Below are 15,890 nucleotides of genomic sequence, written 5' to 3' on the forward strand. Positions count from 1 at the left end.
AAATTAACTTATTTTAACATTAATAATTACCAATAATCAAGACTACAACGTTTTCGTGATTATTTTTATCATATAATTATGTTATTTATTGCATTATTAACAATTCAATAAAGGAAATCCTTTATTGAATTTTAACAATCTGATTAACAACAACTTCAAGGATAATGAAGTCGTGATTAATCTAGTAACTTGGTAGAGATTAGCCCCGTTAACATCAATAATTACATTAAAATGAGTGTAAAGTGACTATTAAGAAAGTGCTAATAAAATATCATTTTTAAGGATTTGATAATTTATAAGACATTTTATCATAATCCTGTATATTCAATAAGAAAAACCTATTCTAACTTATAATCTTTAAAGTCTAATGGATCAAAGTTTTTAAAATGTCCATTTAGTTTGATAAGCTCTTTTGTTCTATTTACAGATTTAAGTGTAGGTATAGCCGCTTTTAAATGTGCTATGAGATAATAAAAACAATCATTTTCTGAAGCAATTTGTAATAATTCATATTGCTGCTGTATATCGAGTCCCATTTTTTGTGCAAATCTAAAAGCACTTATAGTTTGTACAGCAACCTCTGGTGTGTTTACATCAAGTAAGTCATAAAATGTAGTAAGTAGTTTTACAAATTCTTTTTTGAGATCTAGAGATGCATTATGCTCAAAAGGTACGTATACCACTTCACCTCCAGCATAGAGCCGCTCACCTAGCGTGCTGTAAAAGTCCACTAGTTTAAACACGCGCAGTCCTTTACATATAATATCTGCAGCCCCAGATGGGTATCGCTTTACAACCTGCATTACCTGCATCTCTGTGCCATAAGATAAGGTGTTATTAATATAAGTAGGAATCCCAAAGGTGATATTACTCTCCTCACAGTCCTTAAGTAATTGCTGGTATCGCTCTTCAAAAATATGCAAAGAAAGTAGCTCACCTTGGTAGGCAACCATCTCAAGAGGAAACATAGGTAAAACAGCTGTAGTCATTGTTTTTATTTTGAAATGTACAAAAGCCTATGCAGGCTGTTATATAATGAACATTTTTTAACCTTATTGTTCAACATTTATAACAAAAGTATTCTCTCTATTTATAGAAGACAGTTAATTTTACTTTAAATATAAAGTGATGACTAATAAAGACCTTTTAAACGTAGTAAAAAACTACGGAAGCCCTGTGTATGTGTATGATGCAGACACAATTACAGCACAATATAATAGACTTACAAACGCCTTTAAAAGTGTAAAACAGTTACGCCTTAACTATGCAGTAAAAGCGTTAAGTAACTTGTCTATTCTTCAACACTTAAAAGGACTGGGGTCAGGCCTTGACACGGTATCTATACAAGAAGTGCAACTTGGTCTTAAGGCTGGCTTTACACCAGATCGTATCATATTTACTCCTAACGGGGTATCTCTGGGAGAAATAGAAGAAGTAGCAGCAATGGGCGTGCAAATCAATATAGATAACCTTTCTATATTAGAGCAGTTTGGGACAAAACACCCAGAGACACCTGTATGTATACGTATCAATCCTCACGTGATGGCAGGAGGAAATACAAATATCTCTGTAGGACATATAGATAGTAAATTTGGGATTAGTATCCACCAGCTACCACACGTACTGCGCATAGTAGAAAATACGGGTATGAATATAAACGGTATACATATGCATACCGGTAGTGATATACTAGACATTGATGTCTTTGTGTATGCTACAGAAATTCTTTTTGAGACGGCAAAGCAGTTCAGCGACCTTACGTTTATTGACTTTGGTAGTGGTTTTAAAGTGCCTTATAAAGAAGGAGATATAGAAACTAATATTGAGGAGCTAGGAGAAAAACTAGGGAAACGTTTTAACGCTTTCGCGAAAGCGTATAAAAAACCATTAACTCTCACCTTTGAGCCAGGTAAGTTTCTCGTAAGTGAGTCTGGTAAATTTCTGGTACAGGTAAACGTAGTAAAACAAACTACCTCAACAGTATTTGCGCAAGTAGACAGTGGTTTTAACCATCTTATACGACCTATGCTGTACGGCAGTCAGCACGAGATACATAACATAAGCAATCCTAACGGAAGAGAGCGTTTTTATAGCGTAGTAGGCTACATCTGTGAGACAGATACCTTTGCAAATAATAGACGCATCGCCGAAATTTCTGAAGGAGACATTCTCGCTTTTGATAACGCAGGTGCATACTGCTTTACAATGGCAAGTAATTACAATAGCCGCTATAGACCTGCAGAGGTACTCATAAAAGGCGGTAAAGCTCACCTTATACGCAAGCGAGAGACCTTTGATGATCTTATTGCAAATCAAGTTCTCATAGAAGAATAGTAATGATATATTTTATAAAAAGACCAGCCCTAAGCTGGTCTTTTTTATGAATACTAACTACATTTATAATATGAGATATGTACTTATATTATGTTTATTTATGGCAAGCTGCTCTACACCCATAGAGAAAGCCCTTAACTCATCTAGCCCGCTTATCACAAGGGTTACAGATAGTATAGACAAATACGAAGTCCAGATTCTTTTTACTCAGATTGACTCCACAGATAGTGGTGAAGTGCAGTTTACAGATTACAGTTACGGACTCAATGAACAGAATTACTTTTACCCAGCAAGCACTGTAAAACTTCCAGTTGCCGTACTCGCCGCAGAATATGCAGATGCTAGAGAAGATATAACCCTAGATACACCTTACATCATAGACGGTGATGAGGAGTTGCACAGCATAAGTGATGACCTACGACAGATTTTTGCCGTAAGCGATAATAAAGCTTATAACCGTCTTTATGAATTACTAGGTAGAGATTATATAAACTCCCGCTTACGCGAAAAAGGCTACACACAAACTACCATACAACATAGACTAGCTACACCTGAAGCAGCAGTTAATGCTAGAAAAACAATTCAATTTTTCCCAAGCTATACAGCCGAAAGTGTTATTATCACAAATAAAGAAGACAAAGACCTCATTCCTAACAATGTGGTAGGTAATAAAAAAGGACTGGGCTATATTGAAAATGGAAATCTTATAAATGGGCCTATGGATTTTGGTTTAAAAAATCACTTCCCATTACAAGAGCAACATCATTTTATAAAAAGTCTGGTATTCCCAAATTCTTTTGAAACCTCAAAAAGATTAGAACTATCTGAAACATCTAGACAAAGAGTACTTAAGGCTATGAAAATGCTCCCACGTGATGCAAAGTATAATCAAGAAGAATACTACGACAGCTATGTAAAATTCTTTATGTACGGAGACGAAACAACACCCATTCCAGATAATATACATATCTATAACAAAGTAGGGTTTGCATACGGTACGCTTACAGAAACAGCCTATATTGAGGATACTCAATATGACATACGCTTTATACTCTCTGCCACCATACTTGTTAATGACAATCAAATTTTTAATGACGACACTTATGAATATGAGCAAATAGGTATTCCCTTTCTCGCTCAATTAGGACGTGAATTTTACGAGCAAGAAAAAGAGCGAAAGGAATAACTAGCTTACGGCTAAATTTTGTTTCTTCGCGCTATTACCTTATGTAATCTTTTTATCAATAAAAACTAATTGCTGTGAGCTTAAGAGAACTTAATAAACGCACTATCATTTGTGAACTTTGTAGCAATGAGTATGACCTCTCCCCTTTTATAGTAGTTCCTAAAGAAGATGATATACTCGCGTGCAAGACTTGTATTACTCAGATAGAAAACCCTGAGGAGGTAGATGTAAATCACTGGCGCTGTCTTAATGATAGTATGTGGAGTACTGTACCAGCTGTACAAGTTGTGGCGTGGCGTATGCTTACTAGACTTCGTAAAGAAGGCTGGCCACAAGATCTACTTGATATGATGTATCTAGAAGAAGAAACGTTAGAGTGGGCAAAAGCAACAGGTGAGCATATAGAAGAAGATGAGAATACAGTAATACACAAAGACGCAAATGGTACACGCCTAGCAAATGGTGATAGTGTCGTGCTCATAAAAGATCTTGATGTAAAAGGAGCAAACTTTACAGCAAAGCGTGGAGAGTTTATGAGAAACATAAGTCTAGTACACGATAATGCAGAGCATATAGAAGGTAGAATACAAGGGCAGCAAGTTGTTATTGTAACAAAATATGTAAAGAAGAGCAACTAGTAAATAACAAGATTCATACATCTCAAAGGTGTATAAAACCAATAAAAAAAGGCCAACCATCTAATGTGATTGTTGGCCTTTTTTTAATCTATAATAGTAGTATTACCAGTTATCAAAATTGAGTAATGCATTTTTTGCCTCCGTATACTCAGCTATCATATCGCTTACTATAGTTGCAGCAGGTTTTATATCATTTATAAGTCCAGATATTTGTCCTATTTCAAGTTCTCCTTGTTCTAGGTCTCCCTCAAACATTCCTTTCTTTGCTCTTGCACGACCTAATAATTGAACTAGTTGCTGTTTAGTAGGTGCTGTAGTATATAAGGCTGCTACCTCTTCATAAAATTTATTTTTTATAAGTCTTACAGGTGCCAGTTCTTTAAGAGTTAATACCGTATCTCCCTCTTGCGTATCTATAATGGCTTGTTTAAATAATTGATGCGCGCTAGACTCATCACTTGCTGCAAACCTACTTCCTACCTGCACACCGTCTGCTCCCAGTGTCATTGCGGCAAGCATACCTCTACCCGTAGCAATACCACCAGCTGCAATAAGAGGTACATTTATCTTATCTTTTACCATAGGGATGAGAGTAAAAGTTGTTGTTTCCTCACGACCATTATGACCACCCGCTTCAAAACCTTCGGCCACAACGGCATCTACACCAGCTTCTTGAGCTTTTAGTGCAAACTTCACACTACTTACTACGTGTACAACTTTAATACCGTGCTTCTTTAATTCTTTAGTCCAAAGCTTTGGATTACCTGCGCTTGTAAAAACAATAGGCACCTTATAGTCTACTACAGTCTTCATATGCTCTTCTATGTTAGGGTACAACATAGGTATATTAACCCCAAAAGGTTTATCTGTAGCTTTCTTACACTTCTCAACGTGCTCTACAAGCACATCCGGATACATAGAAGCAGCACCTATGATACCAAGACCGCCAGCGTCACTTACAGCACTAGCAAGACGCCATCCAGAGTTCCAAATCATCCCTCCCTGTATAAGAGGATATTTTATTTTAAATAACGAAGTAATTCTATTCATTAGGACTTTATAAATTTTTGTGTAATAAGCGTGGTACCATCATTAATCTGTATGAGATACACTCCTTTTTTTAGATTTGCTACAGGTAGATAACTTGCCTGAGACTCTACTATTTTTGTCCCTACGAGTTTTCCAAGAATATCATAGATATGTACATCTACTTTGCTTATATCTTCAGGAAATACTATCATCGCAAACTCTGAAGCAGGATTAGGCACGATTTGGTACGTGCTCTTATTAGTATAATCTTCTAGAGTTAATAAATCATCTAGTGCTGCGCCAAAATCTGGTATTCCGTACCCAAGCTGTGACGTAGGGTTTGTATATAGAGAAGCAGACTCCCTCACTATTTGCATAACATCTGCATTAGTACGTTGTGGGTTTGCTTGCCAAAAGCTTGTGATAGCTCCCGCCATTATAGGCGAGCTAAAGCTTGTCCCATTGTTTGTAGTTATGTTATTATTTTGATCTATCACAGCACTACCAGTACCCTTTGCAACCACGTCTGGTTTGATACGACCATCACTAGAAGGACCTATACTACTAAAACTCGCATAATCGCCGTTTTCATCTACAGCTCCTACCGTAAAAGATCCAAAAGCATCTGCTGGAGCACTTATCATCCCATTACCACTGTTACCAGCACTAGTTACCACAAGCATTCCTTTCTCAAAAGCAAGATTTGCACCGCGCGATATAAAGGTAGTCTGGCCATCCATATCTGAATATGTATAGTCATAATCTGGATTGTCAAAAGTGCGATAACCTAGTGAGGTGTTTATAACATCTACACCCAGACTATCTGCTCGCTCTGCTGCTTCTACCCAGTAAGACTCCTCTACGGGATTTTCACTAGCTACATCTTCTGTACGGAAACAATAAACAGCAGCATCTGGGGCTGTGCCCACAAACTCATCTTCTACAAAACCTACAATATCGCTCAACACTCGTGTACCGTGACTGCTATTTGAAAATGCAAACTCATTATCTTCTCGACTTACAAAATCATAACCATCCAGTAACTTTCCTGCATCTCTTAATCGTGCAAAACCTTCATTTTCATCTACTCCAGGAAAACCAGAATCCATAATGGCTATAACCATTCCCTCACCTGTATAATCTTGTAAATGCAACTCATCTAACGATAGCATAGTAACTTGATTATCTGTCGCCCCATACTCAAAAACTACTCTACTTTGAGATTGTAGAGGATCTTCTTTAGAAAAAAGTAATGGTGTTGCAGCTCTAGTAATATTCTTATTTGCATACTCAATAGTACTAACAAACGATAGGTTTTCAAGAGCGGCTATCTGGGTTTCTGTACCACGTACGTGTACACAGTTCATCCATTTTGATTTTGCAAAGACTGTAATACCTGTTTGCGATTTTATCTCAGTGATATAACTTTCATTCACAGGGACATCACGCTCATCTATAATAACACCGTGTAGTTCTTTACGATCAAGTGCTTCTTGTGAAAGTATCGTTATGGGATTTTCTAGGCTTTGGGTTACATTTTCCTTATCTACAAAATAAACCCAAGCATCTTGCGCCTCTTGCGCATTTGTGTAGAAGCATACAAACAGTAGACTTAAAAATAATAGGGATCTCATAGCGACATAGTTTATGAGCCAAGGCTCGTAGGATTTCGTACGTAAGTTACGAAATAACCCCAGAACCAAGACACTCCTCACCGTGATGCCAGGCTACAAATTGCCCCTCGGCTATCGCTGTTTGTGGATTGTCAAATATGACATACATACCCCCATCTACTCTATATAAAGTGGCTTTCTCAAGAGGTTGACGGTAGCGTATACGTGCCTCTACCTGCATTGTCTCATCTACCGCAACTGTTAGATCTTCTCGTATCCAGTGTATTTCTTCTTCTTTTACAAAAAGTCCTTTACGATATAAACCTCTATGGTTTTTACCTTGACCAGTGTATATCACATTATCCTTTACATCTGTATCTATGACAAAGAGTGGCTCTACCGTTCCGCCTACGCCTAGTCCTTTGCGCTGGCCTATGGTAAAATAATGAGCCCCTTGGTGCTTCCCTACTACTTTTCCTTCGGCTACGGTATATGATGGTTTTTTTACAAGGTTTTCTAATTCCGCTTTCGCGAAAGCGTTACTAGCCTTATCCCCACCCGCAACTTCAGGTATAACGGTCTCTGGCACCTCAACGATAACACCTTCCTTAGGTTTAAGCTGCTGCTGAAGAAAATCTGGCAAACGCACTTTACCTATAAAACAGAGTCCTTGAGAATCTTTCTTACCTGCAGTAACGAGTTCTTGTTGTAGTGCAATGTCACGTACCTCTGGCTTTTGTAAATGGCCTATAGGAAACAACGTTTTTGCCAGTTGCTCCTGAGATAGTTGACATAAAAAGTAAGATTGATCTTTATTATTATCTGCCCCAGCGATAAGTTGGTACACTGTCTTACCGTCTACCTCTATAGATGATTTCTGACAGTAATGTCCCGTTGCGACGTAGTCTGCACCTAGTGAAAGTGCAATTTTCATAAACACGTCAAATTTAATCTCGCGATTACATAGCACATCTGGATTAGGCGTGCGCCCCATCTCGTACTCTCTAAACATATAATCTACAATGCGCTCTTGATATTGCTCACTAAGATCTACCGTTTGAAAAGGGATTCCTAACTTTTCGGCAACGAGCATTGCATCGTTACTATCATCTAGCCACGGGCACTCATCAGAGATTGTTACGGAGTCATCGTGCCAGTTTTTCATAAAAAGGCCTATCACATTGTATCCCTGCTCCTTAAGCAAGTATGCTGTAACACTACTATCTACTCCTCCACTTAGACCTACTACTACCGTTTTCATAACTTTTACTTAGATATTGTACACAATAGTCTCTTTTGAGACTCGTATAAAGTGTCTAGAAACACTTAAAAAAATTGTGGCGCAAAATTACAAAATAACAAGCCATTATAAGAATGGCAAAATGTTACTTTTATACCCACTATATAACTACATATTTACACTAGTCTATTGTAGTAGCAACTGGTAAGATATCCTTACAGTACTATTGTACGCCTATTTTATTGCGAGGATACTTAATCTCCTTGTCTACCTGACCATTTTTATAATACTTCCAGAGGCCGTGTTTTCTATTATTCTTATAATTACCTGCTACTTCTTTCTCTCCATAACCGTTATAGAAGATCGCTGGTCCTTCTAGCTTATCTTGTTTATAGGTTACACTTTTAAGCACCTTTCCCTCTTCGGTATATGTGATAGCCTTTCCTTCTTTGTTTCCATCTACATATTGCTCGACAAGTGCCGGAAGTCCGCTTATAAAAAAGACATTGCGCTGTCCATCAAGAAGCCCATTTTTATACTGCTCTTTTATCATAATTGTGGAGCCGTCTTGGTGATATGACAGCCACTCACCTTGTCTTTTACGATTCTTCATCTTACCTGAACTTACTTTCTTTCCCTCTGTTGTATAAAAAGTAACATCTACAAAGGGGGAATCTGTCGTATATTCTTTTATAGCAGTGGGATGGCCACCACTAGAATCAAAAAATTTAAATACTCCTACCTCTTTACCGTGGTTAAAAGATCCATTATATCTTAATTGTTTTGAACTCTTATAGTTTTTTTGCCATACGCCGTGACGCTTTCCAGCAGCGTCATATTGATTAATCTCCTGAGCGACTGTAACACACTTAAAATGAAATACTATTAGGAATAAGCAAACTGTTAATTTTGACATTTTAACTATTTATTGGGATTATTTTTTGTTTATCTATTTTAGATTTACATTAAACAAAAACTACAAACTATGAAAAATTTATTTAATCTTACAAAATTAGTATTTCTTGCTTTAACGCTATTTGTGTCAGTATCGTGTAATGATGATGATGATAATGGAAATATTATCGAAGGAGAAAGCAACACTATTGCAGACTTTGTTGCAGCAAATGAGGACTACAGTTCTTTACTAGCTGCACTTCAACAAACAGATCTAGATGCAACACTTGCTGGTAATGGAACATTTACAGTATTTGCTCCTAACAATGCTGCATTTGAAACCTTCTTAGACGGAGCAGCCTTAGAAGATGTAGATACAGACGTACTAAGACAAGTATTACTTAATCACGTTCTTAACACGACACTTACATCTACAGACCTAACAACGGGTTATGTAACAAATCTCGCAACAGAGCCTTCTTCTAATGCTAATATTAGTCTATATGTAGACACAACAAATGGAGTGGTTCTTAATGGTCAATCATCTGTGACTACACCAGATATTGAAACTGATAATGGTGTTATACACGCTGTAGATACGGTAATAGCGTTACCTACCATAGCAACATTTGCCACAACAAATCCTGCATTAATCTCACTAGTTGCGGCACTAACAGATGAGGGGAACACAACATTTACAACATTGCTAAGCGACACAGAACAAGACTTTACAGTTTTTGCTCCTACTAATGATGCGTTTGCCACATTTCTTGATGGTGCAGCACTAGAAGATGTAGATAATGATGTACTAGCACAGGTATTATCTAACCACGTGGTACCAGGCGCAGTTGCCATCTCTGGGACACTTACTAATAGTTATGTAAATACTGCAGCAACCTTTAATGGTGAGGCAGATGCACCTTTAAGCTTATATATTAATACAGATAACGGTGTTACTCTTAACGGTGGGTCTAATGTAATCATTGCAGATATTGTTGCAGTAAATGGTGTTGTACACGTAGTAGATACTGTAATAGGGTTACCAGATGTAACAACCTTTGCCACAGCAGATCCTAACTTTTCTACACTAGTTGCAGCCCTTACAGCAGATGCATCATTTGGATACGTAGGAGCTTTACAAACTCCAAATGGAACAGATCCTGCGCCGTTTACTGTGCTTGCTCCCGTAAACACGGCTTTTGAAAATTTACTTACTGATCTTGGTGTAGATTCTCTAGATGATATTGATACTGCTACACTCGCTGCTACATTAGAACTACACGTTATTGCAGGAGCAAATGTAAGAGCAGAAGATCTTGCTGGTCTTGATGGAATGATGGTAGAAACACTAGGCGGTACAAATATTACTATACAGGCAGATCCTGCAGCGGCAATTGATCCAGATAATGGCGAAAACCCAATAGTTGCTACAAATGTACAGGCCACAAATGGCGTTATACACGCTGTAAGTAGAGTATTAAGAGATTTATAATATCCCTCAAAACTTTGTTTAGATAAGCTCCATTGTACTTCTCATACGGTGGGGCTTTCTTTATTTTATAGACTAAAAAAGGCTCTCTTTCAATGTTGAAAGAGAGCCTTTTTACTTTTCGCGAAAGCGTTATAACACTATTTTAGTGATCCATACTTAGATGCATACTCTAGCATTTGTGACTCAAAGCTTTCTGGTTGCTGGATAGAAAAACCAGTGATCTCCTCACCATCCATAGTCGGCACAATAGCTGGGTTTACAAAACCGCTGTAAGGTGCACTTTTAAACTGGCTGTTACGATCAAGCACTTCTTTGTGAATGTCTTGATCTACTTGTACTCCGTAATCTTCTACAAGATTTTTTGCAGCTTCATAATCACCTTCAGAAGTAATGCGTTGTGTCTCTCTAAGAAGTTCTCCAAAAATCTCACGCAGCTTTACATAGTCATTTATGTTATAGTATGTCTTACCATCTCTAGTAACTTTTTCTATCACATTATCTTCTAGACCACGCTCGTAAGACCAAGCACTCACCCACTGGCGGTTTACCATATGTGCTTCTTCTACCATATCACCAAGTTCTAAACGTATAAGTTGCGTCATAAGACCATTACGTATGTAACCGTCATAAGCAGCTTTACCCGTTTTCTCCCAGTCTTCTACAAGACCTAGTTCTTGAAGTTTTGGATCCATAAGGTAGTATAGCCCAAAAAGGTCTGCTCTACCCTCTTCTATGGTAGATTTATAACGTTTAAGCGTTTCTTTAGGTGTCCCTACTCCTTTATTAATTTGACCAGAGGCGTGACCTACTACCTCGTGTAATGCTGTGTGAAGTTTATCCCCTAGTTGACCATACTCCTCCTCTAGCGCAACCTCTTCTTCATCGTGTGCAAACTCTTTAAGACGTCCAGAACCTCCCGCATTGTTATATGCGTTTATTATGTTACCTAGTGATACAGACTTACTACCGTGCGTCTGGCGTATCCAGTTATTGTTAGGTAAGTTTACTCCTATAGGTGTAGAAGGTGATGCATCTCCGGCCTCACCAGCAACAATTACTGTTTTATAAGAAACACCTTTTACAGTTTCTTTTTTATGCTCTGGCATAAGTGGTGAGTTATCTTCAAACCATTGTGCCTCTGTAGAGAGTACTGCCATCTTTTTTGACATATCAAAATCTTTGATTTGTACGATGGTTTCATAAGATCCCTTATATCCCTTAGGATCATTATATACTTCTATAAAACCGTTTATCCAGTCTATATTTCCTTCGGTAGAAGTTGCCCAGGCGATACAGTAATCATCCCAAGTGTCTAGACTTCCCGTCTGGTAGTACTCGATAAGTAAACCTAAAGCTTTTTCTTGTTGCTCATTTTCGGCAACAGTTTTTGCTTTTTCTAGCCATCCTATAATATTATCTATCGCCTCTCCATAAAGACCGCCACTTTTATAAACTTGCTCTACAAGTTTTCCGTTTTCTTTTACTAGACGCGTATTAAGTCCTTTTTCGATAGGCTCATTTGCATCTACTTTTATGGCGTCATAAAACTGCTCTGCCTCTGCTGTGGTAACATCTGGGCCATAAAAATTTATCGCACTCTCAAGTACAATATCTGCATCTTTAGAGAGGTTTACTTTCTTGCTGTCTTTATCATTAAAAAGCACATCAAAAGGTTCACCTTCTAGCGTAGCGCCGCTCTCTGCAAGTACTTTTTTAAGATACTCTGGTGAGAAGGCAGGTTTCATCTTTGCATTACTATAGTGGTGATGTATCCCGTTTGCAAACCAGATTCTCTTTAGGTATGTTTCAAACTGTGCCCACTCTTCGCCTGTTTTTTCAACCTTATCTGATGTATATACAGTCTCAAGAGCCTCTCTAATAGCAAGATTATGTCTGTAGTTTTGTGCCCACATAATATCACGACCAGCAAGACCAGCCTGTGTCATATAGTACACTAGTTTTTGCTCTTTTAATGTAAGATCTTCAAATCCTGGTATTTGATAACGTAGTATTTTAATATCTGCAAATTGACCTACTGTAAAATCAAAGTCTGTGGTGGCGGTTTTTTCCGCTTTCGCGAAAGCGTTATCACCCTTCTTTTCTTCTGCGCATCCTACTGCTACCATAGCGGCAATGGCAAGTGCGTATACTCCTTTATATTTCATATGTTTTGTGTAAATAATAGTCGTAAATATAACGAAATTCCACACGATGAATTTTATTATCTTTACACATAAACCAAACCATCACCAATGAAATTTTTAAAATTCTTCCTTTTTCTTATTCTTATCGTAGTTATAGGAGGTGCTATTTATTTTGGTACACAAGACGGCACCTATCAAATAGAATCTACACGCACGATGAATGCACCAAAAGAGGTGATTTATGATATTGTAAACGAGTATAAAACTTGGGAAGACTGGGGACCTTGGAAAAAAGAAGAGCCTACAATGGTTTTTAACTATGCAGATAAAACATCTGGCGAGGGAGCTTCATATAGCTGGCAAGGTGAGATGGATGGTAGTATGACTACTAGAGAGGCTATACCTCATACTTCTATAAAACAGGATATGACTTTACAAACTCCAGGTGGAGAGCGCAAGCCAGAGGTTTACTGGACTTTTGAAACTACACCAGAACTAGCAACCATCGTAACCTGGGGTATACAAGGAGAGCATACACTTATGGATAAGGTGTACTATGCCATCACAGGTATGGACTTTGATGGTGATATGATGGCGATGTATGATGAAGGGCTTACAGGACTGGAAGCTGCAGCCAGAAAAGAAATCTCAAAATACACTGTTAATGTAGATGGTATCACGCAATACAGCGGCGGTTTTTACCTTTATAGAACTACCTCTGCAAAGGCTAATAAAGTATCTCAAATAATGGGTGAGAATTATGGTGGTATTACTGCTTTTATGAATGAAAACAACATCGCAATAAGTGGGATGCCATTTACCATATATAATGAGACGCTAGATAATGGTGATGTTATTATGACTAATGCCTTACCGGTAAGAGAAAAAATAATTGTTGCAGGTGATGCAAACGTCTTTAGTGGTTATATGCCTACCGTTACTGCTGTAAAGGCAACCTTACGTGGCAATTATGTAAACCTAGGTGAAGCCTGGGCAACTGCGATGCAATATGTACAAGATCAAGGATACACATTATCAAGCGAAAAACCATTTGAGGTGTACGTAACAGATCCTCAAAATCACCCTAACCCTGCAAACTGGGTAACAGAGATTTATGTACCTATAGAAGATATAAAATAAACCAATTTGAAATCGCTCTTACTCGTTTTTATAGGTGGTGGCACTGGCAGTGTAGCCAGATATCTATTAGGTAAATACCTCAACAGCACAACGACGGGAATACCTTATGGTACCTTTGCTGCAAACGTGCTGGGTAGTTTACTTATAGGCATCATTTTAGGGTGGGCACTTAAAAACAATTCGCTTTCTAGTAATACAGCTTTGCTACTAGCTACAGGTTTTTGTGGTGGCTTCACGACCTTCTCAACCTTTGCTTATGAGAACCACGTATTTCTTAAATCTGGAGACTTTATGACTTTTGCACTTTATGCTATCGCTAGTTTTGCGCTAGGGATACTTGCCGTTTTTGGCGGTATGGAAATTGCTAAGGCTTTATAGCTTTAAAGTTATATTATTACAACTTAATACGCTTTTTCATTTCTTCTACGATATTAAAGGCAGCTGGGCACATTTTTACATTTTCTAACGTGAGCTTAGAGATTTGCTGAAATTTCTTCCTATCCGTGTGCGGAAACTCTCTGCAAGCCTTAGGGCGTACCTCATATATAGAGCAGTAATTATCTGCTCCTAGAAAGGTACACGGCGTTTCCTGCAGCACATAGTCTTTATCTTCATCTACTCTCAAATAAGTTTTAATAAAATCAAATTCCTTCATTCTGAAGTGTTTTGAAATACGCTGTATGTCCTTATCTGTAAATAAAGGTCCTGTGGTTTTACAACAATTTGCACACGTAAGGCAGTCTGTTCTTTCAAACTCCTCTTCGTGCAATTCTTGCATTATGTAGTCAAGTTTTTTTGGCGGTTTATTGCGCAGCTTTGCAAAGAATTTTTTGTTCTCATTCTGCTTATCTTTGGCCAGCTGTGGGAGGCTTTTTAATACTTCTTCCATTGCGCAAAGGTAATAATAAGGTATGGGTACAAAGGCAGATATTTTTGGGGCAGCGCTTCTTGATTTTATAAATGATGAGTATACAGAAGATATTGTGGTACACTCTTCTATAGCCGAGGATGATGTGATACCTGTTCCTTATCTATTCAGAGATTTTAAAGAAATGCCTTTACTTGAACAGAAAGCCTTATCTCTTTCTAAAGGAAAAACACTTGATATAGGTAGTGGTGCCGGTAGCCATAGTCTCTGGTTACAAGAGCAAGGCATTGATGTTACTGGCATTGATATAAGTGAGGGTGCTGTTACGCTTTCGCGAAAGCGTGGTCTTAAAAATTCTATACACGAGGCTATACTTGATCACAAGGGCACTTATGACACGCTACTATTACTAATGAACGGCACGGGAATATTTGAAAAAGTGCAGAAAATAGATAGCTACTTAAAACATCTCAAATCACTACTATCGCCTGAAGGGCAAATTCTCATAGATGGCTCTGATATAGCCTATATGTTTGAAGACGAAGATGGTGGTTTCTGGGTAGACACCCATCGTGATTATTATGGTGAGGTCACTTATAGTATGAGCTACAAGGGTGTACAAGGAGACACTTTTGACTGGTTATATCTAGATTATGCAAAGCTTGAGTGGTATGCAAAAAAAAATGAGCTCAAGTGTGAGCTCATTTTTGAAGGTGATCATTATGATTATCTTGCAAGGCTATCGCTTACATAGAGTATCCCTTTTCGGCAAGTTTATCTACCATAGAGCGATATAAATCTCTACTCCATATTTGAGAAATCTCTCCTATATTTTGTGCTATATCTGGCTCTGCCATTAATATTTTTTGTCCTGTAGGTGTATTGTAAAATACAGAAGCTTCTTTTTGCTGTTCATAATCTAGCGCTGTTCTATCTGCAAGTAACTGGCGACCTGTACCTGTTTCATAAAAGGCAAGCATATTCTGTATATCCTCGTGACTATATGTCCCTCTGTAAGCAGAAACTAGCATATTTAATACACGCTCTACCTGTTTTGGAGAGTCTGCTTTAAGCTCTGTCCATACAGATTCTGGCACATTTTGACTTTCATATTGCTTTTTAAGTAAATCAAATAATCCGTCTGTTGCATTACTGTACTGAGCGGCGGTTCCATTTACTTTAAAATAAGCAAGTACATCTTCGTGATAACTAGTATCTTGAGCCTGAATAGTCAGAGTAGAAATAAAAAATATGGCTAAAAGTAATTTTTTCATCATTTTTACGATTAAATTATAGCGATAAATATAGAACA

The 15,890-nt window shown here is 37.8% G+C and carries 15 protein-coding genes; 7 read left to right on the top strand and 8 right to left on the bottom strand.

Translation table 11 applies throughout. The features are described from left to right. Positions 1-338: 338 nt before the first annotated feature. Positions 339-989, bottom strand: coding sequence for an LON peptidase substrate-binding domain-containing protein (locus tag I597_RS11820; RefSeq protein ID WP_035324576.1), 651 nt, complete (start codon positions 987-989; stop codon positions 339-341). 139 nt (positions 990-1,128) lie between these two features. Between I597_RS11820 and lysA the strand changes: the two genes are divergently transcribed. The 3 genes from lysA to I597_RS11835 all read left to right on the top strand — a co-directional run bounded on the left by lysA (position 1,129) and on the right by I597_RS11835 (position 4,158). Continuing rightward, positions 1,129-2,334: a diaminopimelate decarboxylase gene (lysA, locus tag I597_RS11825; protein WP_035324575.1), complete on the top strand. Its 1,206-nt coding sequence runs from the start codon at positions 1,129-1,131 to the stop codon at positions 2,332-2,334. Positions 2,335-2,380: 46 nt separating this feature from the next. Next, positions 2,381-3,520, top strand: a complete 1,140-nt coding sequence (locus I597_RS11830; RefSeq protein WP_052111650.1) for a serine hydrolase — start codon at positions 2,381-2,383, stop codon at positions 3,518-3,520. Positions 3,521-3,594: 74 nt separating this feature from the next. Further along, complete coding sequence (locus I597_RS11835) at positions 3,595-4,158, top strand: PhnA domain-containing protein (RefSeq protein WP_035324574.1); 564 nt, start codon at positions 3,595-3,597, stop codon at positions 4,156-4,158. Positions 4,159-4,260: 102 nt separating this feature from the next. On the opposite strand, the gene I597_RS11840 is transcribed toward I597_RS11835, so the two are convergent. The 4 genes from I597_RS11840 to I597_RS11855 form a co-directional block, all read right to left on the bottom strand. Beyond that, a complete protein-coding gene (locus I597_RS11840; protein WP_035324573.1) occupies positions 4,261-5,208 on the bottom strand; it encodes an NAD(P)H-dependent flavin oxidoreductase in 948 nt (315 codons plus the stop codon). After that, complete coding sequence (locus tag I597_RS11845; RefSeq protein ID WP_035324572.1) at positions 5,208-6,821, bottom strand: S8 family serine peptidase; 1,614 nt, start codon at positions 6,819-6,821, stop codon at positions 5,208-5,210. The genes I597_RS11840 and I597_RS11845 overlap by 1 nt, the downstream gene beginning before the upstream one ends. A 46-nt stretch (positions 6,822-6,867) precedes the next feature. Beyond that, positions 6,868-8,061, bottom strand: coding sequence for a tRNA 2-thiouridine(34) synthase MnmA (mnmA, locus tag I597_RS11850; protein ID WP_035324571.1), 1,194 nt, complete (start codon positions 8,059-8,061; stop codon positions 6,868-6,870). Between the two features lie 202 nt (positions 8,062-8,263). Further along, positions 8,264-8,956 carry a toxin-antitoxin system YwqK family antitoxin gene (locus I597_RS11855; protein WP_052111648.1) on the bottom strand — a complete coding sequence of 231 codons (693 nt, stop codon included), beginning with the start codon at positions 8,954-8,956 and terminating at the stop codon, positions 8,264-8,266. Positions 8,957-9,025: 69 nt separating this feature from the next. Between I597_RS11855 and I597_RS11860 the strand changes: the two genes are divergently transcribed. Further along, positions 9,026-10,426 carry a fasciclin domain-containing protein gene (locus I597_RS11860; protein WP_035324570.1) on the top strand — a complete coding sequence of 467 codons (1,401 nt, stop codon included), beginning with the start codon at positions 9,026-9,028 and terminating at the stop codon, positions 10,424-10,426. A 137-nt stretch (positions 10,427-10,563) separates the two neighbouring features. Here I597_RS11860 and I597_RS11865 read toward each other — a convergent pair whose 3' ends face one another. Next, complete coding sequence (locus tag I597_RS11865) at positions 10,564-12,591, bottom strand: dipeptidyl-peptidase 3 family protein (RefSeq protein WP_035324569.1); 2,028 nt, start codon at positions 12,589-12,591, stop codon at positions 10,564-10,566. An 87-nt stretch (positions 12,592-12,678) separates the two neighbouring features. On the opposite strand from I597_RS11865, the gene I597_RS11870 reads away from it, so the two are divergent. Both I597_RS11870 and crcB read left to right on the top strand, forming a co-directional pair. Next, positions 12,679-13,710, top strand: coding sequence for an SRPBCC family protein (locus tag I597_RS11870; RefSeq protein WP_035324568.1), 1,032 nt, complete (start codon positions 12,679-12,681; stop codon positions 13,708-13,710). 6 nt (positions 13,711-13,716) lie between these two features. Then, positions 13,717-14,088: a fluoride efflux transporter CrcB gene (crcB, locus tag I597_RS11875; RefSeq protein ID WP_021778771.1), complete on the top strand. Its 372-nt coding sequence runs from the start codon at positions 13,717-13,719 to the stop codon at positions 14,086-14,088. A gap of 16 nt (positions 14,089-14,104) precedes the next feature. On the opposite strand, the gene I597_RS11880 is transcribed toward crcB, so the two are convergent. After that, positions 14,105-14,599 (bottom strand): YkgJ family cysteine cluster protein, encoded by a 495-nt coding sequence (locus tag I597_RS11880; protein WP_021778770.1) that lies wholly within the window; start codon positions 14,597-14,599, stop codon positions 14,105-14,107. A 22-nt stretch (positions 14,600-14,621) separates the two neighbouring features. On the opposite strand from I597_RS11880, the gene I597_RS11885 reads away from it, so the two are divergent. Beyond that, positions 14,622-15,332: a class I SAM-dependent methyltransferase gene (locus I597_RS11885; protein WP_035324567.1), complete on the top strand. Its 711-nt coding sequence runs from the start codon at positions 14,622-14,624 to the stop codon at positions 15,330-15,332. Here I597_RS11885 and I597_RS11890 read toward each other — a convergent pair. Further along, complete coding sequence (locus I597_RS11890; protein ID WP_035324566.1) at positions 15,325-15,855, bottom strand: DUF2059 domain-containing protein; 531 nt, start codon at positions 15,853-15,855, stop codon at positions 15,325-15,327. The genes I597_RS11885 and I597_RS11890 overlap by 8 nt on opposite strands. Between the last annotated feature and the right edge of the window lie 35 nt (positions 15,856-15,890).

Origin of the sequence: Dokdonia donghaensis DSW-1 (assembly GCF_001653755.1) — a bacterium.
Taxonomy (GTDB): domain Bacteria; phylum Bacteroidota; class Bacteroidia; order Flavobacteriales; family Flavobacteriaceae; genus Dokdonia; species Dokdonia donghaensis.

What these genes read in the sequence shown, in the direction of transcription:
- I597_RS11820 (WP_035324576.1), bottom strand. Translation starts at nt 989, where the DNA reads ATGACTACAGCTGTTTTACCTATGTTTCCTCTTGAGATGGTTGCCTAC.
- lysA (WP_035324575.1), top strand. Translation starts at nt 1,129, where the DNA reads ATGACTAATAAAGACCTTTTAAACGTAGTAAAAAACTACGGAAGCCCT.
- I597_RS11830 (WP_052111650.1), top strand. Translation starts at nt 2,381, where the DNA reads ATGAATACTAACTACATTTATAATATGAGATATGTACTTATATTATGT.
- I597_RS11840 (WP_035324573.1), bottom strand. Translation starts at nt 5,208, where the DNA reads ATGAATAGAATTACTTCGTTATTTAAAATAAAATATCCTCTTATACAG.
- I597_RS11845 (WP_035324572.1), bottom strand. Translation starts at nt 6,821, where the DNA reads ATGAGATCCCTATTATTTTTAAGTCTACTGTTTGTATGCTTCTACACA.
- mnmA (WP_035324571.1), bottom strand. Translation starts at nt 8,061, where the DNA reads ATGAAAACGGTAGTAGTAGGTCTAAGTGGAGGAGTAGATAGTAGTGTT.
- I597_RS11855 (WP_052111648.1), bottom strand. Translation starts at nt 8,956, where the DNA reads ATGTCAAAATTAACAGTTTGCTTATTCCTAATAGTATTTCATTTTAAG.
- I597_RS11860 (WP_035324570.1), top strand. Translation starts at nt 9,026, where the DNA reads ATGAAAAATTTATTTAATCTTACAAAATTAGTATTTCTTGCTTTAACG.
- I597_RS11865 (WP_035324569.1), bottom strand. Translation starts at nt 12,591, where the DNA reads ATGAAATATAAAGGAGTATACGCACTTGCCATTGCCGCTATGGTAGCA.
- I597_RS11870 (WP_035324568.1), top strand. Translation starts at nt 12,679, where the DNA reads ATGAAATTTTTAAAATTCTTCCTTTTTCTTATTCTTATCGTAGTTATA.
- I597_RS11880 (WP_021778770.1), bottom strand. Translation starts at nt 14,599, where the DNA reads ATGGAAGAAGTATTAAAAAGCCTCCCACAGCTGGCCAAAGATAAGCAG.
- I597_RS11885 (WP_035324567.1), top strand. Translation starts at nt 14,622, where the DNA reads ATGGGTACAAAGGCAGATATTTTTGGGGCAGCGCTTCTTGATTTTATA.
- I597_RS11890 (WP_035324566.1), bottom strand. Translation starts at nt 15,855, where the DNA reads ATGATGAAAAAATTACTTTTAGCCATATTTTTTATTTCTACTCTGACT.